Here is a 19,869-nt window from a genome sequence, read left to right as displayed (position 1 = left end):
CGCGTAAATATCACGATGGGGTAGACAGTGATTCTGAAAACCTTCGGCTGGTCGTTCGCGATCACCGCCCTCGGCCTTGCCGCCGGGGTGCTCTACGGGGGGTGGGAGGCTTTCGGGGTCGTCGCCATCCTCTGCATCCTCGAGATCTCGCTCTCGTTCGACAACGCGGTGGTCAACGCCGGAATCCTGAAGAAGATGAATGCCTTCTGGCAGAAGATCTTCCTCACCGTCGGTGTGCTCATCGCCGTGTTCGGCATGCGCCTGGTCTTCCCCGTCGTGATCGTCGCGATCAGCGCCAAGATCGGCCCCATCGAGGCCGTCGACCTCGCGCTCAACGACGCCGACCGCTACCAGGAACTGGTCACCGACGCGCACCCGTCGATCGCCGCCTTCGGTGGCATGTTCCTGCTGATGATCTTCCTCGACTTCATCTTCGAGGACCGTGACATCCAGTGGCTGCGCTGGATCGAGCGCCCGCTCGCCAAGCTCGGCAAGGTCGACATGCTGTCGGTCTGCATCGCGCTGGTCGTCCTGCTCATCACCTCGATGACCTTCGCGACCCAGGCCCACCAGCACGGCGGCGCCCACGTCGACAAGGCGCAGACGGTGCTCATCTCCGGCATCGCCGGCCTCATCACGTACCTCGTCGTCGGCGGTCTCTCCGGCTACTTCGAGAACAAGCTGGAGGAGGAAGAGGAGCGCGAGCACGAGGCCGAGGAGGAGGCGAAGCGTTCCGGCAAGAAGGTCTCGGTGGTCCAGCTCGCCGGCAAGGCCGCCTTCTTCATGTTCCTCTACCTGGAGGTCCTCGACGCCTCCTTCTCCTTCGACGGTGTCATCGGCGCCTTCGCCATCACCAACGACATCGTCCTGATGGCCCTGGGCCTCGGCGTCGGCGCCATGTACGTGCGGTCCCTGACCGTCTACCTGGTCCGCCAGGGCACCCTCGACGACTACGTCTACCTGGAGCACGGCGCCCACTACGCGATCGGCGCCCTCGCGGTGGTCCTCATGGTCACCATCCAGTACGAGATCCCCGAGATCGTCACCGGCGGCATCGGCGTGGCGCTCATCGCCTGGTCCTTCTGGTCCTCCGTGCGCCGCAACAGGGCGCTCGCGGCGTCCGAGGGAAACGCTGACTCCTCGGACGACAAGACCGAGGTGCCGTCGGGGGTGTGACACCCCTGACCGTTCCGGGGTGTGACAGCCCCGAGAATGAGGAACGCTTCAAGCGGGGCGGCCGGGAGCACCCGGCCGCCCCGTCGGCGTGTGTGCGCACGGGCCGGGGTGGACCGTAGGGGACCGACTGTGGGGGGTGCGGAGCCGTGGGCTTCTTCGACAATCTCTTTCCGGGCCGGGGGGAGCCGTTCGACGCGGGCGGATCCGCCTCGGGCTCCATCGACCTGACCCGCCGCCGGCCCAGCGTCTCCCTCACCCAGCAGGGCGCCGCCACCGGCAACCTCCGGGTCAACCTCTCCTGGCGGATGCGCACCTCCGACATCGAGGGCCGCCCTCGCGGCTCCAGCAGCCTGCTGCGGCACCCGCTGCGGCTCTTCAAGCCCGAGGAGGTGCAGGCGCACACCCAGGGCATGGTCAACGTCGACCTCGACCTCGGCTGTCTCTACGAGCTGGCCGACGGCAGCAAGGGTGTGGTCCAGCCGCTCGGCGGCTTCTTCGGCGACATCAACGAGCCGCCGTACGTGAAGCTCAGCGGCGACGACCGGTTCGGCGCGCCGTCCGGCGAGACGATCTTCGTCAACCTCGACCACCGCGACGAGATCAAGCGCCTGCTGTTCTTCGTCTACATCTACGACCAGACCCCGGCCTTCGACCGCACCCACGCCAAGGCCACGCTCTACCCGAGCAACGGCCCGCGCATCGAGATCGAGCTCGACGAGCACGCCCCGCAGGCCCGCTCCTGCGCGATCTTCAGCCTGGAGAACACCAAGGGCGAGCTGGTCGTCCGGCGCGAGGTGCGCTTCGTCTACGGCTTCCAGGCCGAGCTGGACCGGCTGTACGGCTGGGGCCTGCAATGGGGCCGCGGGTACAAGTCCAAGACCTGAGGCCGTCTCCCGTCTCCTCCGGATCCGGACCGGGCGCCCCGCCCCCGCGCGTCAGCGGCCGACGAACTGCGGGCCCATCGGCGGCATCCGGAACTCGGGCGCCGCGTGCGGGTAGCCGTAGGCCGGAGCCGGCGGCGGGGCCCCGACAGGCTGCGGATAGCCGTACGCGGGCGCCGGGGCCGGTGCCGTCGCCGGGGGAGCGGCCGGCTGCGGCGGTACGACTGGGGGCGCCGTGGGCGCCGGCGGAGCCGTCGCACCGGGCGCGGCCTCGACCGGCGGGTGCACCATCGTCGCGTCCGGGTCGTGCGCCGGGGCGCCGGTCTGGTCGGGCTCGGCGGCCGGGCCGTCGGCGGCCGGGCCGTCGGCGGCCGGGCCGCCCTCCGCCCCGTCGTCGACCGAGACGCCGAAGTCCGTCGCGAGCCCGACCAGACCGGTCGGATAGCCCTGCCCGACCGCCCGGAACTTCCAGCCGTCGCCGCGCCGGTACAGCTCGCCGCAGATGATCGCGGTCTCCTCGCCGGTCTCCGCCGACACGTCGAACACCGCGAGCGGCTCGCCGCCCGCCGCGCCCGGCGCCGCGTCGTACAGCAGGATCCGCAGATCGGTCACGGCCCGGAAGGAACCCCCGTCCGAGGAGGCCGCGACCACCACCTGGTCGACCGAGGCCTCCAGGGCCCCCAGATCGGCCTCCACGGTGTCCGTCAGGCCCTCGGGGCCGCGCTTCTTCGCCAGGCGGCGGACCAGCCCCGAAGGGTGCCGCGGCTGGTTGTAGAAGACGAAGTCCTCGTCCGAACGCACACGCCCGTCCACGCCGAGCAGCAGGGCCGAGGCGTCCACGTCGGGAACGCCCGGTCCCGGCGTCCAGCGGAGCACGGCCCGTACGGCCGCGGTGTCGAGAGGGACGTTGGAGCCCTTCAGCATCGCGTGCGTCATGCCCGTCATCTTCCCTGCACGCCCGCCTCCAGGACAACGTGGGGGGCCGGAAGCGGACGAGTTACCTGAACTTCACGCACGTGGGGAACTATGGACACCCTTGCCTACGTACTATTACCGGCCACATGTCGTCCGGGCCGTCCAAGCAGTCGGGGGAGAACAATGCGTCATTTCGGGCACATCCCGGCCGCAACGCGGTCCGGATTGTTCCACCAGGAGCCCGCCGCCTTCACGGCGGACTCGCCCGCACCCACGCTCGCCACCGCGCTCGGCGCCACCCTCTACAGCCCGGCCACCCGGCCCCGGCTCGCCGCCGACGTGCGCAAGCAGGCCGCCCGCGGAGTCGTCTCCATGGTGCTCTGCCTGGAGGATTCGATCAGCGACTCCGAGGTCGAGGCCGGTGAGGCCAACCTGGTGCACCAGTTCGCCGAGCTCGCGGCGGGCGGCGGCGAGGCCTCCGACGACCCGGACACCGCCCCCGACTCCGACCCCGGCACCGACCCCGACCTGCCCCTGCTCTTCATCCGGGTCCGCGAGCCCCGGCAGATCACCGACCTGGTCGCCCGGCTCGGCGAGACGGTCCGGCTGCTGTCCGGATTCGTACTGCCCAAGTTCACCGAGAGCCGCGGCCGCGCCTTCCTCGAAGCACTCGACGTCGCCGAGCGCGCCTGCGGCCGCCGGCTCTTCGCCATGCCCGTCCTGGAGTCCCCCGAACTGCTCCACCTGGAGACCCGGGCCGAGACCCTGGCCGGCATCGCCGCCCTCACCGACAAGTACCGCGAGCGGATCCTCGCGCTCCGCCTCGGCGTCACCGACTTCTGCTCCAACTACGGGCTGCGCCGCTCGCCCGACATGACCGCCTACGACGTCCAGATCGTCGCCGCCGTCATCGGCGACGTCGTCAACGTCCTCGGCCGATCCGACGGCACCGGCTTCACCATCACCGGCCCCGTCTGGGAGTACTTCCGCACCGGCGAGCGCATGTTCAAGCCACAGTTGCGCCGCAGCCCCTTCCTGGAAGGCCGCGCCGAGGACCTGCGCACCGCGCTCATCGAGCACGACATCGACGGACTGCTGCGCGAGATCGAACTCGACCGCGCCAACGGTCTGCTCGGCAAGACCTGCATCCACCCCACCCACGTGGTGCCGGTGCACGCGCTCTCCGTGGTCACCCACGAGGAGTTCAGCGACGCCCAGGACATCCTGCGGCCGGAACGCGGCGGTGGCGGGGTGCTTCGCTCCGCGTACACGAACAAGATGAACGAGGTGAAGCCCCACCGAGCGTGGGCCGAGCGGATCCTGCGGCGCGCCGAGGTCTTCGGCGTGGCCCGCGAGGACGTCGGCTTCGTGGAGCTGCTCACCGCGGGACTCGCCGGCTGACCGCCGGCCGGACCGACAGCTGACGAAGGGACGACAACGACGTGGTGTGGACCGGAACCTGGGTCGCGGAGCGACTGGGCGTCGAACTGATCGGCGACGAGAAGCTGCCCGACCTGCTGGGCCTGGCCCTGCGCCGCAACCCGAAGCGGGCCCATCTGCTCGTCTCCAACGTGCTCGGCAAGCACGTGCCGCAGCGGCCGAGCGTCGTGCACGGGCACGGCTACGCCCTCGGGCTGCGCGTACGGGACCTCCTCGGCCCCGCGGAGGCCGCCCGCAGCGTGGTCCTCGGCTACGCCGAGACGGCCACCGGCCTCGGCCACTCCGTCGCCGACGGCCTGGGCTTCGCGCGCTATCTGCACTCCACGCGGCGCCCCGTCGAGGGGGCCGCCACCGCCGGCGGCTTCGAGGAGTCCCACTCCCACGCCACCTCCCACCTGCTCCTCCCCGAGGACCCCGAGCTGCTGTCCGCCCCCGGCCCGCTCGTCCTCGTCGACGACGAGTTCTCCACCGGCAACACGGTCCTCAACACCATCCGTGACCTGCACGAGCGCTATCCGCGCGAGCGGTACGTGGTCGTCGCCCTGGTCGACATGCGCTCGGCGGCCGACCTGGGCCGCCTGGAGGCCTTCGGCCGCGAGATCGGCGCCCGCATCGACCTGGTGGCCGGCGCGACCGGCACCGTACGGCTCCCCGACGGGGTCCTCGCGAAGGGGCAGGCGCTCGTCACCGCCCACGAGCCGGCGGCCGCCACCGGTTCCGCCTTCGCGTCCGTGTCCGTCCCGCAGCAGCCCAGGGGGCCCCGTACGGGATCCGTACCCGCACCCGTACGGGTCGACCTCGGCTGGCCCGCCGGCGTGCCGGACGGCGGCCGGCACGGCTTCACCCCCGCCCACGCGGTGGCCCTGAACGACGCCCTGCCCGCCATGACCGAGCGCCTGACCGAGGCCCTCGGCGGCGCCCGGCGCGTCCTCGTCCTCGGCTTCGAGGAGCTGATGTACGCGCCGCTGCGGCTCGCCCTCGCCCTGGAGCGGGCCGGGACCGACGTCCGCTACTCCACCACCACCCGCTCGCCCGTCCTCGCCGTCGACGACCCCGGCTACGCGATAAGGACCCGGCTGGTCTTCCCCGCGCACGACGAGCCCGCCGACGGCCCCGGCGAGCGGTACGCCTACAACGTCGCGGGCGGCGGCTTCGACGCGGTCGTCGCCGTCGTCGACACCGTCGCCGACACCCCGGAACTGCACGCGCCGGACGGACTCCTCGCCCAGCTCGCCGCGCACATCCCGCACGTCGTGCTGGCCGTCGTACCGTCGTACGTCCCCCGAGTTTCCGAAGCTCCCGAAGCCCCCGAAGCTCCCGAAAGGAGCTCCATGCTGCCCGAGCCCCTCCGCGGCCCCGCCTTCTCCTCCTACGCGCCGGAAGAGGTCGGCTGGCTGCTCCAGGACCTCTCGGACGTGGAACTCGAGGCTCCGACCGAGGAGCGCGAGGAGGCCATCCAGAGCGGCGGCGCGCACTACGCGGAGTCGCTGCCCGTCGAGTACCAGCCGAGCGAGCGCTACCAGGAGCTCTACACCTCCGCCCTCGACGCCTCCGCCGCGCGGATCGCCCGGGCGGTCGGAACCGTCACCGAGACGGTGCTCGCCGAACGGGGCCCGCGCCCGGTCCTCGTCTCCCTCGCCCGGGCCGGCACCCCCGTCGGCGTGCTGATGCGCCGCTGGGCGCAGCACCGGCACGGCGTGGACCTGCCGCACTACGCGGTGTCCATCGTCCGCGGCCGCGGCATCGACGCCAACGCGCTGCGCTGGCTCGCCGAGCACCACGACCCGGCCGACGTCGTGTTCGTCGACGGCTGGACCGGCAAGGGCGCCATCACCCGCGAACTCGCCGATGCCATCAAGGAGTTCGGCAAGGAATTCGGCAAGGGGGACGGCAAGGAGGACGGCAAGGAGGACGGATCCGGCGGCTTCGTGCCGGAGATCGCGGTGCTCGCCGACCCCGGCTCCTGCGTCCGCACCTACGGCACCCGCGAGGACTTCCTCATCCCCTCCGCGTGCCTCAACTCCACCGTCTCCGGCCTGATATCGCGCACCGTGCTGCGCGCCGACCTGGTCGGCCCGCACGACTTCCACGGCGCCAAGTTCTACCGCGAACTGGCCGGCGCCGATGTGTCCACCGCCTTCCTCGACGCCGTCGCCGCCCGCTTCGACGAGGTCGCGGACGGAGTCGACACCGAGGTCAAGGAGCTCCTCGCCGCCGACCGCACCCCCACCTGGGAGGGCTGGGCGGCCGTGGAGCGGATCAGCGAGGAGTACGGCATCCACGACGTGAACCTGGTCAAGCCCGGCGTCGGCGAGACGACCCGCGTCCTGCTGCGCCGCGTGCCCTGGAAGATCCTGGCCAAGCGGGGCGCGGGCGCCGACCTCGCCCACGTACGGCTGCTCGCCGAACAGCGCGGCGTGCCGGTCGAGGAGGTCGACGAACTGCCGTACAGCTGCGTGGGGTTGATCCACCCCCGGTTCACCCGCGGCGCCACCGGCGCCGACGGCAAGGCGGTGGTGTCCCAGTGACCGGCACCGGCGCGCCCACCGTGAACTCCTCGGTCCTCGTCGCCAGCGACCTCGACCGCACCCTCATCTACTCCAGCGGCGCCCTCGCCCTCGGCATGCCCGACCCGCAGGCCCCGCGCCTGCTGTGCGTCGAGGTGCACGAGGCCAAGCCGCTCTCGTACGTCACCGAGCGCGCCGCCGCCGAACTGCGCGCGCTCGCCGCCGAGACGGTCTTCGTGCCGACCACCACCCGCACCCGCAAGCAGTACCAGCGGATCCGGCTGCTCGGCGACGCCCCGGCACCGAAGTACGCGATCTGCGCCAACGGCGGGCACCTGCTCGTCGACGGCGTCTCCGACCCCGAGTGGCACGCCGGCGTCCTGCGCCGGGTCGCCGAGGCCTGCGCACCCCTCTCCGAGGTCCGCGCCTACCTCACCGCCACCACCGACCTGTCCTGGGTGCGCAAGCACCGGGTCGCCGAGGACCTGTTCGCCTACCTCGTCGTCGAACGCGAACGCCTCCCGCAGGACTGGCTCGACCGCTTCACCGCGTGGGCGGGCGAGCGCGGCTGGACCGTCTCGCTGCAGGGCCGCAAGGTGTACGCGGTGCCCCGCCCGCTCACCAAGAGCGCGGCCATGCGCGAGGTCGCCCGCCGCACCGGCGCCACCCTCACCCTCGCCGCCGGCGACTCCCTCCTCGACGCCGACCTGCTGCTCGCCGCCGACCGCGCCTGGCGCCCCGGCCACGGCGAACTCGCCGACACCGACTGGGGCGCGCCGCACGTCACGGCGCTGGCCCAGCGGGGCGTCACGGCGGGCGAGGAGATCGTCCGCGCGTTCCGGGCCGCGGCGCGGGAGCACTCCCCGACGCGGGTCAACGGCGCGCCCGCCGCGCTCCCGGACCCGGCCTGACCACCTAGGGGGGCGACCGCAGGATCGGGTGTGGTCTTCGGCAGGATCCGGTGCGGTTTTCCGCTGGGAAGCGCAACGCCACCGAGCTCCTGGTGGATGGATCAGGTGGAGTCGGCTACCTGCTCAAGGACCGGGTGGCGCAGGTCGACGAGTTCCTGGAGGCCCTGGAACGGATCGGCGAGGGCCGCACCGCCTTCGACCCGGAGGTCGTCCGCCGCCTCCTCGCCCGCTCCACCCACACCGACCCGCTGGCCCGCCTGACCCCGCGCGAGAACGAGGTCCTGGCGGCGATGGCCCAGGGCCACACCAACGCGGCGGTCGCGGCCCGGCCGCACGTGCCGCAGAGCGCGGTGGAGAAGCACATCAACGCGATCTTCGACAAGCTGGAGCTGACGGGCCGGAGCGAGGGCTACAGCAAGCGGGTCCTGGCGGTGCTGAGGTATCTGGACAGCTAGCCGCAGCAGCCGCCTCCGCAGCAGCCACCGCTGGCCGGCTTGCTCTGCGCCGCGGTCCCGCCCACGGCCACGGCCGAGAGCAGCTTGACGGTGTCGTCGTGCCCGGCGGGGCAGGCGGCGGGGGCGGCGGACTCGGCCATCGGGCGGCTGAGCTCGAAGGTGTCTCCGCAGGTGCGGCAGCGGTACTCGTAACGAGGCATGGCCACAGGTTACGGCTTGCCGCTCACGGCTTGCCGCGCTCCTCACGAATGCGTTCGACGACCTGGGCGGCGGTCTCGCGGATCGCCTCCAGCTCGGTCAGGAAGGCCCAGTAGTCGGGGTGCCGTTCGTTGTCGAGCGAGGCCACCGCCCGGTCGATCCGGCCCACGGCCTCGTCGAGCGGGCGGGCGTGCCGGGGCTCGGGGGTGCTGCGCCCGGCCATCGCGAGCCGCTGGGCGTCCCGTACGGCGAAGCGGGCACGCGCGATCTCCGCCTGCGGGTCCTTGGCGACGGCGTTCAGCCGGCGCAGCCGGTCACCGGCCGCGGAGACGCCCTCGTCGGCGGTGTTGAGCAGGGCGCGGGCGGTGGACAGCAGCGAGGTGGCGTCCGGCCAGCGCTGCTCGGCGCGGGCCTTCGCCGCCTCCGCGAGCCGCTCCTCGGCCTGGTGGGAGGCGGTGGCCGCCTGCTCCGGCACATGCTGGAGGTCCTGCCAGCAGGCGGCGGAGAAACGGCGCCGCAGCTCGGACAGGACGGGCTCGACCCCGGCGGCGCGGGTGGCGAGCGCCTGCGCGCGGGTCCGCAGCGACACGAGCCGCTTGTCGATCTCGGCGGCCCGCTCGGGCACCCGCTCGGCCTCGGCCCGTACGGCCTCCGCCTCGCGCAGCACGGTGTCGGCGCGCTGCAGGGTCTCGGTGACGCCGTGCCGCCCGGCGCCCTCGTTGAGCCGGGTGAGCTCGGGCCCGAGGCGGGCGAGCCGGGTGGCGAGGTCGTCGGCCCGGAAACCGGCCTCCCGCACCGCGTCGAGAGCGGTGCTCGCGTTCCGGAGCGCCTGCCGCGCCCGCTCCACGGCGGGCGCGAGCCGGGCGAGCTGCGTCTCGGCCCGGTCGAGCAGCGGCGCGAGCCCCTCCTCGAACCGTTCCAGCTCCCCCTTGACCCGTGTGAGCTCCGCCTTGGCCCGCTCCAGCTCGCCCCGCGCCCGCCCCGCGGTCGCCGCGTCCAGCTCGACCCGGTCCAGATCATGCGCGTCGACGGCGGTGATGTACGTATGGCTGACCTCGTCGATCCGCCGCCCGAGCGCCGCGAAACCGTCGACAGCGCGGCGGGCGTCCGCCGAGTCGTCCACGGCGCTGATCGTCTCGATGGAGATCCGCAGCCCGCGCTGCGCGGTGTCCAGCTCGTAGAAAGCGGCCGCCGCGGCGTCCTTCGCCGCCTGCGCCTCGGCCCGCCGGCTCTCGTCCCGCCCCCCGAACCAGCGCCGCCCCCCGCCGCCCCCGCCCCCGGCCAACGCCTGCGGCAGCAGCGCCCCGACGAGCAACGGCAACACGAGCGACAACCGGAGCATGCCACCGTTCCCGGACGCCGCCGTGCCCCTGCCCTCGCTCGCCCTCACGTCGCCCTCTCCCCGTGCCGTCTCACCACATCCCCGATCGCTCCAATCCTCCCACCCCGGACAGACGCCCACACGCCCCCCACCGGTTCACCCCACCGCCCCACCCCCATCCGTTTGCGGTCCCCACCCGTCCGCCATGTACGCTGTTGCTTCACTTCACGGGTGCGTAGCTCAGGGGTAGAGCGCTGCTCTTACAAAGCAGATGTCGGCGGTTCGAAACCGTCCGCGCCCACCGATGACGAGGGCCCCCGCCGAGATCGGCGGGGGCCCTCGTCATCGGTGGGCGCGGACGGTCACGGGAGGGGGCCGCTTCGTCGTCCTCCCCGCCGACGAGGGCCAGGGGACGGATCTCGGCGCCGTGATTCTCGATGAGATCCTGCCGTACGGGGACGGCTGCAGTCATGAGATCGCCTGCTGGGAGGGCACGCTGATCATTGTCTGCGGTGATCTCCAGGCGACCTGGACCGAGATCGTCTGCTCAAGCAAGGCGTAGGCGCGGCGAGTGCTCCTGGGGCGATACTGGGGCCGAGGCTCGGTCGGGAGCGGCCGGTCGCCACTCCGCTTGACGTGCCCGCGGCGGCCCCGGTGTACTCCGGAGTATGGAAGACATGGGGGACGGGCCCGAAGTGCTGGTGGCGGGCGGGGAGATGACGCCGCAGGGGTATGTCGATCAGCGGCTCGGTCAGTATCAGGAGTGGTACGACCGCAAGGCGACGAAGATGAAGGCGATGCATCTGCGGATGCGGACCGTGTCCGTCGTCGGGGCCGCGCTCGTGCCCGTGCTGGTGAATCTGGATCTGGGGTTCGCGCGGGTGACGGCGACCGTGATCAGTGTGGTCGTGGTGGCGTCGGTGTCGCTGGAGAGCGTGTACCGGTATCGGGAGCAGTGGAAGAACTACCGCTCCACCGAGCAGCTCCTCGGGCATGAGCGGGTCTATTTCGCCGCCCGGGTCGGCCCGTATCACGGGCAGTCCGAGCGGGACGCCTTCACGACGCTCGTCGCGCGCGTGGAGAAGGCCATCGCCAGTGAGAACTCGGCGACGCTCAATGTCATGACACTGGGCGGGCAGGTCAACTCGGAGCTCCAGCAGTACGGACTTCCCGCCCAGAAGGGGGCCTAGGCGCGGAAGTCGTACTCCAGGACGTACGACGCCGAGTCGAGCGTCATCTCGTTGAGCTCGACCGGGACTCCCGCCTCCGTCAGGGCCGTTCGGCCGATCAGGATGACCGGGGTGCCGAACTCCAGGGCGAGGCGGGTCGATTCCTCGGCCGTCGGCATGCGGCAGCGGATCTCCTCGCGGAAGTGGACGGGGCCCTGGCCCAGTTCGGCGAGGCGGGCGTAGGTGCCGCCGGGGCCCGTCTCGGGTTCGGCGATCGCGGTGCCCTCGGCGAGCGCCGCCGGGAGGTACGAGACGGAGAGCAGCACCGGGCGCTCGTCGAGCACGAAGCGGCGGCTGCGTACGCACACCGGCGCGTCCGGCGAGTCCAGGCCGAGCACCCGGGCCACCCGCGCGCCCGCCGGGGCGGCCGGGGTCACCTCCAGTTGGTCGATCACCAGTGCGCGGTCCTCGATGTCCGCCGACCACACCGAGCGGCCGCTGCCCCAGTGGTCGTGCGCGAGCCGCGGGATGCCCCGGCGGCGCAGCGGGCGGAAGGCGCGGACGAAGACGCCGGCGCCCTTGCGGGCCTCCGCGAGGCCCTCGTTGCGCAGGACGGACAGGGCCTGGCGGGCGGTCATCCGGGCCACGTCGTAGGTGGCCATCAGATCGTTCTCGCCGGGGAGCCGGTCGCCGGGCGCGAAGCTGCCCGACTGGATCGCGGTTCTCAACTCGTCGGCGATCCGCTGGTACTTGGGCCGACGACCGCTGTCCGGGTCAGTCATGCGTGGACCACTCCCTTCCGTATGCGGGACACCCTACGGCGAGCCTCCGCGAGGCGGTGAGCAGCGGTGGGGCGCCCCGCGCGGGTGATCCATCCTTCGGGGGACATCTCTAGAGATGCGTTGACAGAGCGCGACGCCAGGGCTTCGCTGGGTGTATCCATCTGATCTCCGGAGAGATGGAAGGGACGGACGGGAGGGATGTGTGAAGTCAGAGCCCGAGGTCGGTGACCTCGTACGGGACACGGCCACCGGGCGGGTCGGCTTCTACGTCGACGCCGTCGCCGGACGCTTCCTGATCCGGCCCGTCCACGGCGGCCCCGAGTGGGAGGCCGAGCCCGCCGACGTCCAGCCCGCGACTCCGATGCGGGAGCTGCGGGCCCGGGCCGCCGAGATCAACGCCCGGAGCCGGCGGGGCCTGAGCTGACGACGGGCGAGCGGCTGTTGTCAGTGGGGCGCGTCACACTGGAGACATGTGCCGCAGCATCAAGACTCTCCGCCCGCCCGCCCTGCCGCATGAGGCCACCGAGGAGGACATCCGCGCCGCCGCGCTGCAGTTCGTCCGCAAGGTCTCCGGCTTCCGCGCGCCCGCCGCCCACAACCGCGAGGTCTTCGACCGCGCCGTGGACCAGGTCGCCGAGGCCACCGCGCACCTCCTCGCCGATCTGCACGTCCGCGGGGCGCACCCGCACCCGGTCAGCCCGCAGGCGCCGGAGCCGCAGCCGGACGCCGTATGACATAGGCCGCGAGCGAGCCCGCCAGGAAGAGCGCGAGCACCGGGACGCAGGCGCCCAGCCAGGTCGCGCCCAGCCACCGGCCGCCGAGCCAGCCGAGCCCCACGCCGTACGTCGCCCAGATCGCCGCCGCGAGCGCCGACCACGGCAGGAAGTCGCGCAGCCGTCGCCCTGTCGCACCCGCGCCGAGGGAGACCACCGAGCGGCCGGCGGGCGCGAACCGGGCGAGCACGACGAGCAGTCCGCCGCCGCGCTCAAGCGTCTCGCCGAGACGTTCCTGCGCCGCGCTCAGGCGGCGCGAGCGGGCCACCGCGCGGCCCAGCCGGCTGCCGCCGCCGCGCCGGGCCAGGCGGTACGCGGCGAGGTCGCCGAGCACCGAGGCGCAGGCCGCGCAGAGCAGCAGCGGGAGCAGGGCGGGGGCGTACGGGACGGTGGCGGCGCCCGCCATGCCCACGGCACCGGCCGCCGATGCCGAGGCCGCCGAGGCGGCGGTGGCCGCCGTGACCACCAGGATCCCGCTCGGCAGTACCGGCAGGAAGACGTCGAGCAGGATCGACGTCATCACCGCCGCGTAGATCCACGGGCCCGCGGTCAGTGACGGCAGTGACCACCCCGTGCTGTCGAGCACGTTCACGGAGCCAGAGCCTACGCGGGCGACCCCGCCAGGACGCCGACCGGGGCCGGAAACCGCCCCAGCGGTTCCCGGCCCCGGTCATGAAGCCTGAAGCCTGACGCGTGACGCGTGACGCGTGACGCCTGGCGTCTGGCGTCTGACGCATGACGCCTGGAGGCCTCCCGGGCGTCCTCACGCCGTCGCGCGTGCGGGCTTCTCCTCCGTACGGTCCTCGGCGCGTCCCGCGCCGCTCGCGCCGCCCGCGCCGAACAGGCCGCCGAGCGCCAGCGCCCCCGGGCCGGTGAAGACGAGCAGCAGGAAGGCCCAGCAGAACATGGCCGCGGACTCGCCGCCGTTCTGGAGCGGGAACAGCGCCTCGGACTGGTGCACGTCGAAGTACGCGTACGCCATCGAGCCGGAGGCTATGAGCGCCGCGCCGCGCGTGCCCAGGCCGAGCAGCACCAGGCCGCCCGCGACGAGCTGGATGACCGCCGCGTACCAGCCCGGCCAGGTGCCGCCGGGGATGGTGGCGCCGCTGCCACCGGCGCCGCCGATCCAGCCGAAGAGGGAGGCGGCGCCGTGGCAGGCGAAGAGCAGGCCGACGACGATCCGGAACAGGCCGAGCGCGTAGGGCTGGGCCTGGTTGAGACGGCTCGCGAGCGCATTCATGGGGGCGAAGGACTCCTTCGGTCTGACCCGTGCCGGGGTGGCACGGGCCGTGGGGGGACGGAACCGATGAGTCCTCAGATTAGGCAGCCCTCACCAATGCTTGCAAGTTCAACAAGAAGTCTGCGGAAGACGCGCGAGCTCAGCAGCCCAGCGTGAACTCAGCAGCCGTTCAGCACCGACTGCAGGGCGCTCTTCTCGGCCGAGTCGACGCTGAGGCCGTAGTAGTACTTCACCTGCACCCACATCCGGACGTAGGTGCAGCGGTACGCGGTGCGCGAGGGCAGCCACTCCGCCGGGTCCTGGTCGCCCTTGGACTGGTTGACGTTGTCGGTGACGGCGATGAGCTGCGGGCGGGTCAGGTCGTTGGCGAAGGACTGACGGCGGCTGGTGGTCCAGGAGTTGGCGCCCGAGCGCCAGGCCTCGGCGAGCGGGACGACGTGGTCGATGTCGAGGTCGGAGGCGAGCGTCCAGGTCGCGCCGTCGTACTCCGAGTACCAGCTGCCGCTCACGGCGGCGCAGTTGGAGTCCGTGACGACGTTCACGCCGTCGCGCTTGAGGACCACCTCGCGGGTGTTGCAGGTACCGGACTGGGTGATCCAGTGGGGGAAGAGATCGCGGCTGTAGCCGGTGGAGGAACCTTCCGCCTTCACCGTGAGCGAGGCGAGGTAGGTGCGCGCGGTGGCGGCGCTGACCGGGGTGGGCGGGGAGGCCTGGGCGGCCGGGGCGGTGGCGAGGAGGCCGGTGACGGTCAGGGCGGCGGTGGCGGCGAGGACGGCGGTTCGACGCGCGTAGACACTGGCGGCGGTCATGCGAACTCCCTTGGGGTGGGGGGACCTTGGCCGCGACCGGCCCACCCGGGGCGCGGCCCCGGATGCCGGGCGGCCCGGTCATCGTGGCGGCGCCTGGTTTCTGTGAGGGGTGCGCCAGGTAACAGAGTGGCGACATGAACACGTCACATCAAGGGGTGTGACGTGCCCTGGCTGCGTGGAAGTTCGGGTGACGCGGAGGGTTCAGGGGGGTGGGGGCGGGGTGGGTGTGCGCGGGTACGCGAAGGGGCGGCCCGTACGTCGGTACGGGCCGCCCTGCGGGTTTCAGGCCGCGGCGCGGCGTCAGGCGCGCGCGAAGTGCAGCGTGAGCGAGCCGTCCGCCGCCGACTCGATCCGTACGCCGGCCAGGTCCGCGACATGGACGTCGGGCGCGAAGGCGGCGGCCCGCGGCCCCACGCCCACCACCCGCATGCCGGCCGCGCGGCCCGCCCGGATGCCGGCCTCGGAGTCCTCGAACACCACGCAGTCGGCCGGCTCGAAGCCCAGCGCCGCCGCGCCCTTCAGGAAGCCCTCCGGGTCCGGCTTGCTCGCGCCGACGGACTCGGCGGTGATCCGGGTCTCCGGCATCGGCAGTCCGGCCGCGCCCATCCGGGCCTCGGACAGCGCCCGGTCGGCCGAGGTCACCAGGGCGTGCGGCAGGTCCGCGAGCGCGGCCATGAACGCGGGCGCGCCCGGCACCGGGACGACCCCGTCGAGGTCGGCGGTCTCCTCGGCGAGCATGACCCGGTTGTCCGCGTGGTTCTCGGCCATCGGGCGGTCCGGGAGGAGGACGGCCATCGTGGCGTACCCCTGGCGCCCGTGCACCACCTTCAGGGCCTCGTCCGGGTCGAGCCCGTGCCGCTCGGCCCAGCGGCGCCAGCAGCGTTCCACCACGGCGTCGGAGTTGACGAGCGTGCCGTCCATGTCGAGCAGGAGGGCGCGGGCGGTGAACGACGCCGGGGTGGTGGCGGTCATCGGGGATCTCCAGGAGGGGTGTCGGAGATGAGGCGTGACGGTACGAAGCGGTCCCGCCCGCCGGTCAGGGGGTGCGGGCGGGGCCACTTTGTTCCTCCACGATACAAAACGAGGTGGAGGCCCGCCAAGTCCGTCCACATGCCGGTCCGCGTGCCGGTCCCCGCCTCGGTCCCCGCCCCGGTCCCCATCCCGGCCGGCGCCCGACTCGCCTCGGCCTATCCCCAGCCGCCGCCACCCCAGCCGCCGTCGCCCGAGCTGCCGTCGCCCGAGCTGCCGTCCCTGTTGCTCGTCGCGCCCTCCAGGGCGGTGCGGGTGCTGGGCCCGTAGACCCCCTTGGGGTCCTCTTCGATGTACATGTACGACTGGAAGACCTCGACCCCGTGCTCGACCTTCCGGCCGTACTCGCCGTTGATCGGCCCGCTGTAGAGGCCCAGTTGGCGCAGGCGCAGCTGGAGGTCCTTCACGTCGGCGCCGCTGGAGCCGATCCGCAGGGTCGCGGCCGTCGAGGGGGCGCTGCTCGGGCGGGTCGGTGTCGCGGTCGCCGTACGGGGCGGGGCGGCGGGTGCGGTCGCCGTGGGCTTGGCGCGGGTGGCCGCCGGGGACGGCGAACCGGTGGCGGTCGGGCTCGGGGTCGCGGACGTGCTCGCCGACTCGGAGGGGGTGGGCGTGGGGGCCTCGGAGACGGCCACGTTGTCGGACGCGCTGGTGGTGACCTCGGGCACGCCGGCCCGGTCGTCGGTCTCGTCGCCGCCGATGAGCGCGGCGGCCAGGGCGGCGGTGCCGACCACGGCGACCGCGACCACTCCCGCGATCACTCCGGTACGGGCCCTGCCCCGCCCCCGGCCACGCCGGCCGCGCCCCTCGGGGGCGTACGCCAGCGTGTGCACGGGGCCCTCGTCCGGGTACTCCGGGTCGTATCCGGGTCCTGCCTCGTACCCGTAGAGGGCCCCGCCCTCGTACACGAGCTCAGGCGCCGTCCCCGGCAGCAGCAGGCGCATGGTCTCGGGCCCCCCGCCCGAACCGGCCGCCACTGCCTGCGGCACCTCGGACGCCTCGGACACCTCAGACGCCCCGGACACCTCGGGCGCCGCCTCGGGCGGCAGCGGCCCCGCGAGCGGCACAGGTGCGACCGGAGGCGCCATCGGAGGGGCCATCGGAGGCGTCGGAGGAGCCGGCGGGGGCGCCACCGGCGGCAGCACGGCCGTCTCGTCCCCGAGTCCGTCCCCGGGCCTGCCGTCCGCCAGTGTCACGTACGGCCGGATGCGCAGCGGGTCGAAGTCCTCGGCCGCGGCCATCGCCGCGGCCTGCGCCTGCGCTCGCTCGCAGGCGCAGCCAGGTCTGTGTACACCGCATTCAGGACAGACGTGTCCGGACATCGTTGGGTCCCCTCCCCGGTTCAACTGCGAGCGATTATGCAGCCCGGCCCTGGCGGCGAGGTGAACGCCTGTGCCCACCCGCGCCCTTCGGCAGGCCATAACGGTGCAAACGCCCCAGGGTGGGGGAGTGGAGGAGACGGAGGAGGCCTACAGCTGCTTGCCGTACCAGATCTGCATGTACGGGCCGGTGCAGTACGCGGGGATCTCGGCGTAGCCGTGCCGCGTGTACAGCGCCCGCGCCTCCACCAGGTCGAGGCGGGTGTTCAGGACCATCCGGCGGGCGCCGAGGGCACGGGCCGCGTCCTCCAGGTGCCCGAGCAGCGGCCCGGCCCCGCCCTCGCCCCGGTACGCGTGGCGCACGAAGATCCGGGTGAGTTCGGCGCGCTCCGCGTCGAGGAGCAGCACCCCGCCGCAGCCGGCCGGCTCGCCCTCGTACCGCGCCACCAGGAACTGCCCGGTGGGCGGCACGAGCAGCTCGACCCCGTCGTCCGTCAGACCCTCGTCGATCTCCGCCTCGGTGGCGGGCCGCTGCCAGTAGCGGCCGGCGACGTCGCCGTAGTAGTCGCGGCGCAGGGCGGTGGCGTCCGGGGTGTCGACGCGCTCGGTGGTGAAGGTCCAGGTCATGCGCGTCATTCTGGGACGCGCATGACCCGGCCCGCAGCTCAGTTCTTGGGGGATGCCTGCTGGACGACCTCGAAGGACCACAGGGTGGAGCCGGTCGCGGCGGGCTTCGGGCGCTCGCCGCCGCCCTCGTGGGCGGCCTTCCGTGGCCCGTTCATCCAGGCCTGGAAGTCCTCCTCGCTGCGCCAGCGGGTGTAGACGAGGTACTCGTCCGTGCCCTCCAGCGGCCGGAGCAGCTCGAACCACTCGAACCCGTCCGAGTTCTCCACGGCACCGGCCCGCGCGGCGAAGCGCTGCTCCAGGAGCTCGCGCTGCTCGGCGGGCACGGTCAGGACGTTGATCTTCACGATGCTCATACCGGCAGCATAGGCACGCGGGCCTCCGTACCGGACAGGGCCGAAAGCCCTGTCCGGGAGGGACCCGTCCGCAGTGCGGGGATCAGCGGAGGACGCGGGCCAGGAGCAGTCCGTCGTAGCCCTTGGTGCCGACGGTCTGGACGGCGGTCGCGTCGAGGCGGGGCTCGCGGGCGATCAGGTCGAACATCTCGCGGGTGCCGGTGATCGCCGGGTCGTCGGGGTGTTCGGTGGCGATCTTTCCGTTCCGGACGACGTTGTCGACGACGATCAGCGTTCCGGGGCGGGAGAGCTTGAGCGCCCAGCTCACGTAGTGCGGGTTGTTGACCTTGTCGGCGTCGACGAAGACGAAGTCGAACGGGCCCGCGCCCTCCTTCTCCAGGAGCGGCAGGGTGTCCAGGGCCGCGCCGACGCGCACCTCGACGGTCTCGGCGAGGCCGGCCCGGGCGATGTTGGCGCGGGCGACCTCGGCGTGCGCGGGGGAGTACTCCAGGGTGACCAGCCGCCCGTCGGCGGGCAGTGCGCGGGCCATCCAGATGGTGCTGTAGCCGCCGAGGGTGCCGATCTCCAGGACGTTCCGCGCGCCCTGCGTGGCGACAAGGAGGTTGAGGAGCTTGCCCTGGTTGGGGGCGACGGCGATCTCGGGCAGGCCGGCGGCCTTGGAGTCGGCGAGGGCCGCGGTCAGCGCCTCGTCCCCCGGGGCGATCAGATCGGTGAAGTAGGTGTCGACGGCGGTCCATTGAGGCTGGTCATGGTCAGGGGTGGTCATGCGGCCGAACGTACACCGGATGCGTCGGGCCGCGGGCGGTCCTGCCGGCCCCGGCGCCGGGTTCGCGCGACGGCGAGTCCGGCGGCGGCGAGCAGCAGGACCGTGCCGGTGACGGTGAGCAGCCAGACCGGGACGCCGCCGACCCTCCACAGCCGGTCCTTCCAGATCACCTCGCGGTACGGCGTGTCGGCGGCGGCCCGGACGAGCTCGTGGTCGCCGCTGATGAGGGCGGGCCGGGGGAAGGACTGGTCGACGGCGGTGAGGAACACCCGGCCGGGGCCGGTGAGTTCGGCGAGCGCTCCGTCGGGCCGGTCGACGGCGCCGGCGAACAGCACCTCGGGGTCGGCGCCGCCGATGGCGTCCTTCGGCTCCATGCGGTGGTCGGAGAGCACGTACAGGCCCAGGGACTGCGGAGTGGTGGCCAGCCGGGACAGCCGCATCGGGTAGACGGGCCGGTCGTTGGCGAAGGTGATTCGGAGCGGGTCGAGGGCGCCGTACAGCGGTTCGCCGGCCTTCTCGGGGGCGAGGCGGACGGCGACGTACTCCCACTTCAGGTCCACGTACGGGCGCAGTTCGCCGGCGAGCCGGTCGGAGAGCTCGAAGCCGTTGCGGTGCAGCCAGTCGCCGAGCGCGGTCGGGTCGGTGGCGGTCAGGCGCGCCACGTCGAAGGGGCCGAGGCGTTCCCGGCCGACGACGCCGACGCCGACGCCGGGTCCGGCGCCCGGCATGGCCCCGGCGGAGGCGCCGTCGCCGTCGGAGGAGAAGGGCCAGTCGCGGTTGCGCGGCCAGAAGTAGTCGCGGGTCCGGCGCTCGGGCGCGGTCAGCCCGTCGAGCTGCTCGAAGAGCGCGGGGTCGCCGAGGGCGACGTCGGCGCGGTGCGGCACCGGCATGACCCAGGCGGCCTTCTCGGCGTCGCCGTGCACGGTGAAGCGCATGACGATCCGCTCGGTCCCGGTCCGCGCGTCCCAGTGCACGGCCGAGGTCTCCCGGTCGACGCCGATCCGGTCCATCCTGTCGGTGACCATGGCGCCGCAGCCGCAGGCGTAGGCCGGCGCGACGAGCGAGCCGAGCTGGAGCGCGAGCAGCGCGCCGAGCATGGTGAGAAGGCGCTTGAGAAGTCGGTGTGTCCCCCGCATGACTGCTCGGACGTACGGGGGGAGCGGCTGGTTCCGGCCGCTCCCCTCCCCATCCCAGGCGCCTA

At 73.0% G+C, this 19,869-nt stretch carries 22 protein-coding genes, 1 tRNA gene and 1 pseudogene; 11 read left to right on the top strand and 13 right to left on the bottom strand.

Annotated elements, in window-relative coordinates:
- Positions 1-27: 27 nt before the first annotated feature.
- Both AB0M18_RS13475 and AB0M18_RS13470 read left to right on the top strand, forming a co-directional pair.
- A complete protein-coding gene (locus AB0M18_RS13475; protein WP_365757211.1) occupies positions 28-1,176 on the top strand; it encodes a DUF475 domain-containing protein in 1,149 nt (382 codons plus the stop codon).
- A 146-nt stretch (positions 1,177-1,322) separates the two neighbouring features.
- Positions 1,323-2,060 carry a Tellurium resistance gene (locus AB0M18_RS13470; protein WP_365757209.1) on the top strand — a complete coding sequence of 246 codons (738 nt, stop codon included), beginning with the start codon at positions 1,323-1,325 and terminating at the stop codon, positions 2,058-2,060.
- 51 nt (positions 2,061-2,111) lie between these two features.
- Here AB0M18_RS13470 and AB0M18_RS13465 read toward each other — a convergent pair whose 3' ends face one another.
- On the bottom strand, positions 2,112-3,002 hold the full coding sequence (locus AB0M18_RS13465) for a TerD family protein (RefSeq protein ID WP_365757207.1): 891 nt from the start codon (positions 3,000-3,002) through the stop codon (positions 2,112-2,114).
- Positions 3,003-3,155: 153 nt separating this feature from the next.
- Here AB0M18_RS13465 and AB0M18_RS13460 point away from each other — a divergent pair, with 153 nt between their 5' ends.
- The 4 genes and pseudogenes from AB0M18_RS13460 to AB0M18_RS13445 all read left to right on the top strand — a co-directional run.
- Entirely contained in the window at positions 3,156-4,373 is a 1,218-nt protein-coding gene (locus AB0M18_RS13460) for an HpcH/HpaI aldolase/citrate lyase family protein (protein ID WP_365757205.1), read from the top strand.
- A gap of 41 nt (positions 4,374-4,414) precedes the next feature.
- Complete coding sequence (locus tag AB0M18_RS13455) at positions 4,415-6,940, top strand: phosphoribosyltransferase (protein WP_365757203.1); 2,526 nt, start codon at positions 4,415-4,417, stop codon at positions 6,938-6,940.
- Positions 6,937-7,830: an HAD family hydrolase gene (locus AB0M18_RS13450; RefSeq protein ID WP_365757201.1), complete on the top strand. Its 894-nt coding sequence runs from the start codon at positions 6,937-6,939 to the stop codon at positions 7,828-7,830. Before AB0M18_RS13455 ends, AB0M18_RS13450 begins: the two co-directional genes overlap by 4 nt.
- 68 nt (positions 7,831-7,898) lie before the next feature.
- A pseudogene (locus tag AB0M18_RS13445) lies at positions 7,899-8,285 on the top strand (LuxR C-terminal-related transcriptional regulator); the annotation flags it as partial.
- Here the strand turns inward: AB0M18_RS13445 and AB0M18_RS13440 are convergent.
- Entirely contained in the window at positions 8,282-8,485 is a 204-nt protein-coding gene (locus tag AB0M18_RS13440) for a zinc ribbon domain-containing protein (protein WP_365757199.1), read from the bottom strand. The pseudogene AB0M18_RS13445 and the gene AB0M18_RS13440 sit on opposite strands and share 4 nt — an antisense overlap.
- Before the next feature lie 23 nt (positions 8,486-8,508).
- Positions 8,509-9,825: a hypothetical protein gene (locus AB0M18_RS13435; RefSeq protein ID WP_365757197.1), complete on the bottom strand. Its 1,317-nt coding sequence runs from the start codon at positions 9,823-9,825 to the stop codon at positions 8,509-8,511.
- 208 nt (positions 9,826-10,033) lie between these two features.
- Between AB0M18_RS13435 and AB0M18_RS13430 the strand changes: the two genes are divergently transcribed.
- From AB0M18_RS13430 to AB0M18_RS13420, 3 genes are all read left to right on the top strand, one after another.
- Positions 10,034-10,105 (top strand) — tRNA-Val (locus AB0M18_RS13430).
- A 126-nt stretch (positions 10,106-10,231) separates the two neighbouring features.
- Positions 10,232-10,366, top strand: coding sequence for a hypothetical protein (locus AB0M18_RS13425; RefSeq protein ID WP_365757195.1), 135 nt, complete (start codon positions 10,232-10,234; stop codon positions 10,364-10,366).
- Positions 10,367-10,472: 106 nt separating this feature from the next.
- On the top strand, positions 10,473-10,994 hold the full coding sequence (locus AB0M18_RS13420) for a DUF4231 domain-containing protein (RefSeq protein ID WP_365757193.1): 522 nt from the start codon (positions 10,473-10,475) through the stop codon (positions 10,992-10,994).
- Here the strand turns inward: AB0M18_RS13420 and AB0M18_RS13415 are convergent.
- Positions 10,991-11,755 carry a GntR family transcriptional regulator gene (locus AB0M18_RS13415; protein ID WP_365757191.1) on the bottom strand — a complete coding sequence of 255 codons (765 nt, stop codon included), beginning with the start codon at positions 11,753-11,755 and terminating at the stop codon, positions 10,991-10,993. The two genes, AB0M18_RS13420 and AB0M18_RS13415, sit on opposite strands and share 4 nt — an antisense overlap.
- A gap of 202 nt (positions 11,756-11,957) precedes the next feature.
- Between AB0M18_RS13415 and AB0M18_RS13410 the strand changes: the two genes are divergently transcribed.
- A complete protein-coding gene (locus tag AB0M18_RS13410) occupies positions 11,958-12,179 on the top strand; it encodes a hypothetical protein (RefSeq protein WP_362530560.1) in 222 nt (73 codons plus the stop codon).
- A gap of 46 nt (positions 12,180-12,225) precedes the next feature.
- Positions 12,226-12,489, top strand: a complete 264-nt coding sequence (locus tag AB0M18_RS13405) for a DUF2277 domain-containing protein (RefSeq protein ID WP_365757189.1) — start codon at positions 12,226-12,228, stop codon at positions 12,487-12,489.
- Here the strand turns inward: AB0M18_RS13405 and AB0M18_RS13400 are convergent.
- From AB0M18_RS13400 to AB0M18_RS13360, 9 genes are all read right to left on the bottom strand, one after another.
- The gene (locus AB0M18_RS13400; RefSeq protein WP_365757624.1) at positions 12,449-13,114 is read right to left on the bottom strand and encodes a VTT domain-containing protein; all 666 of its coding nucleotides are present in this window, start codon (positions 13,112-13,114) and stop codon (positions 12,449-12,451) included. The genes AB0M18_RS13405 and AB0M18_RS13400 overlap by 41 nt on opposite strands.
- A 177-nt stretch (positions 13,115-13,291) precedes the next feature.
- Entirely contained in the window at positions 13,292-13,768 is a 477-nt protein-coding gene (locus tag AB0M18_RS13395; RefSeq protein WP_365757187.1) for a DoxX family protein, read from the bottom strand.
- 158 nt (positions 13,769-13,926) lie between these two features.
- Entirely contained in the window at positions 13,927-14,577 is a 651-nt protein-coding gene (locus AB0M18_RS13390; RefSeq protein ID WP_365757185.1) for an HNH endonuclease family protein, read from the bottom strand.
- 300 nt (positions 14,578-14,877) lie between these two features.
- Positions 14,878-15,549, bottom strand: a complete 672-nt coding sequence (locus tag AB0M18_RS13385) for an HAD-IA family hydrolase (protein WP_365757183.1) — start codon at positions 15,547-15,549, stop codon at positions 14,878-14,880.
- A gap of 215 nt (positions 15,550-15,764) precedes the next feature.
- On the bottom strand, positions 15,765-16,844 hold the full coding sequence (locus AB0M18_RS13380) for a peptidoglycan-binding protein (RefSeq protein ID WP_365757181.1): 1,080 nt from the start codon (positions 16,842-16,844) through the stop codon (positions 15,765-15,767).
- Positions 16,845-17,072: 228 nt separating this feature from the next.
- Positions 17,073-17,549 (bottom strand): GNAT family N-acetyltransferase, encoded by a 477-nt coding sequence (locus tag AB0M18_RS13375; protein WP_365757179.1) that lies wholly within the window; start codon positions 17,547-17,549, stop codon positions 17,073-17,075.
- A gap of 38 nt (positions 17,550-17,587) precedes the next feature.
- Positions 17,588-17,902 (bottom strand): antibiotic biosynthesis monooxygenase, encoded by a 315-nt coding sequence (locus AB0M18_RS13370; RefSeq protein ID WP_365757177.1) that lies wholly within the window; start codon positions 17,900-17,902, stop codon positions 17,588-17,590.
- 82 nt (positions 17,903-17,984) lie between these two features.
- Entirely contained in the window at positions 17,985-18,668 is a 684-nt protein-coding gene (locus tag AB0M18_RS13365) for an O-methyltransferase (RefSeq protein WP_365757175.1), read from the bottom strand.
- The gene (locus tag AB0M18_RS13360; RefSeq protein ID WP_365757173.1) at positions 18,665-19,804 is read right to left on the bottom strand and encodes a DUF2330 domain-containing protein; all 1,140 of its coding nucleotides are present in this window, start codon (positions 19,802-19,804) and stop codon (positions 18,665-18,667) included. Before AB0M18_RS13360 ends, AB0M18_RS13365 begins: the two co-directional genes overlap by 4 nt.
- Between the last annotated feature and the right edge of the window lie 65 nt (positions 19,805-19,869).

Origin of the sequence: Streptomyces sp. NPDC051909 (assembly GCF_040681095.1) — a bacterium.
Lineage (GTDB): Bacteria > Actinomycetota > Actinomycetes > Streptomycetales > Streptomycetaceae > Streptomyces.
The sequence above is the reverse complement of the archived record's forward strand: the minus strand, read 5'-3'. Positions and strand labels throughout refer to the sequence as shown.

What these genes read in the sequence shown, in the direction of transcription:
- AB0M18_RS13465 (WP_365757207.1), bottom strand. Translation starts at nt 3,002, where the DNA reads ATGACGGGCATGACGCACGCGATGCTGAAGGGCTCCAACGTCCCTCTC.
- AB0M18_RS13460 (WP_365757205.1), top strand. Translation starts at nt 3,156, where the DNA reads ATGCGTCATTTCGGGCACATCCCGGCCGCAACGCGGTCCGGATTGTTC.
- AB0M18_RS13440 (WP_365757199.1), bottom strand. Translation starts at nt 8,485, where the DNA reads ATGCCTCGTTACGAGTACCGCTGCCGCACCTGCGGAGACACCTTCGAG.
- AB0M18_RS13435 (WP_365757197.1), bottom strand. Translation starts at nt 9,825, where the DNA reads ATGCTCCGGTTGTCGCTCGTGTTGCCGTTGCTCGTCGGGGCGCTGCTG.
- AB0M18_RS13420 (WP_365757193.1), top strand. Translation starts at nt 10,473, where the DNA reads ATGGAAGACATGGGGGACGGGCCCGAAGTGCTGGTGGCGGGCGGGGAG.
- AB0M18_RS13415 (WP_365757191.1), bottom strand. Translation starts at nt 11,755, where the DNA reads ATGACTGACCCGGACAGCGGTCGTCGGCCCAAGTACCAGCGGATCGCC.
- AB0M18_RS13405 (WP_365757189.1), top strand. Translation starts at nt 12,226, where the DNA reads ATGTGCCGCAGCATCAAGACTCTCCGCCCGCCCGCCCTGCCGCATGAG.
- AB0M18_RS13395 (WP_365757187.1), bottom strand. Translation starts at nt 13,768, where the DNA reads ATGAATGCGCTCGCGAGCCGTCTCAACCAGGCCCAGCCCTACGCGCTC.
- AB0M18_RS13390 (WP_365757185.1), bottom strand. Translation starts at nt 14,577, where the DNA reads ATGACCGCCGCCAGTGTCTACGCGCGTCGAACCGCCGTCCTCGCCGCC.
- AB0M18_RS13385 (WP_365757183.1), bottom strand. Translation starts at nt 15,549, where the DNA reads ATGACCGCCACCACCCCGGCGTCGTTCACCGCCCGCGCCCTCCTGCTC.
- AB0M18_RS13380 (WP_365757181.1), bottom strand. Translation starts at nt 16,844, where the DNA reads ATGGCCGCGGCCGAGGACTTCGACCCGCTGCGCATCCGGCCGTACGTG.
- AB0M18_RS13375 (WP_365757179.1), bottom strand. Translation starts at nt 17,549, where the DNA reads ATGACCTGGACCTTCACCACCGAGCGCGTCGACACCCCGGACGCCACC.
- AB0M18_RS13370 (WP_365757177.1), bottom strand. Translation starts at nt 17,902, where the DNA reads ATGAGCATCGTGAAGATCAACGTCCTGACCGTGCCCGCCGAGCAGCGC.
- AB0M18_RS13365 (WP_365757175.1), bottom strand. Translation starts at nt 18,668, where the DNA reads ATGACCACCCCTGACCATGACCAGCCTCAATGGACCGCCGTCGACACC.
- AB0M18_RS13360 (WP_365757173.1), bottom strand. Translation starts at nt 19,804, where the DNA reads ATGCGGGGGACACACCGACTTCTCAAGCGCCTTCTCACCATGCTCGGC.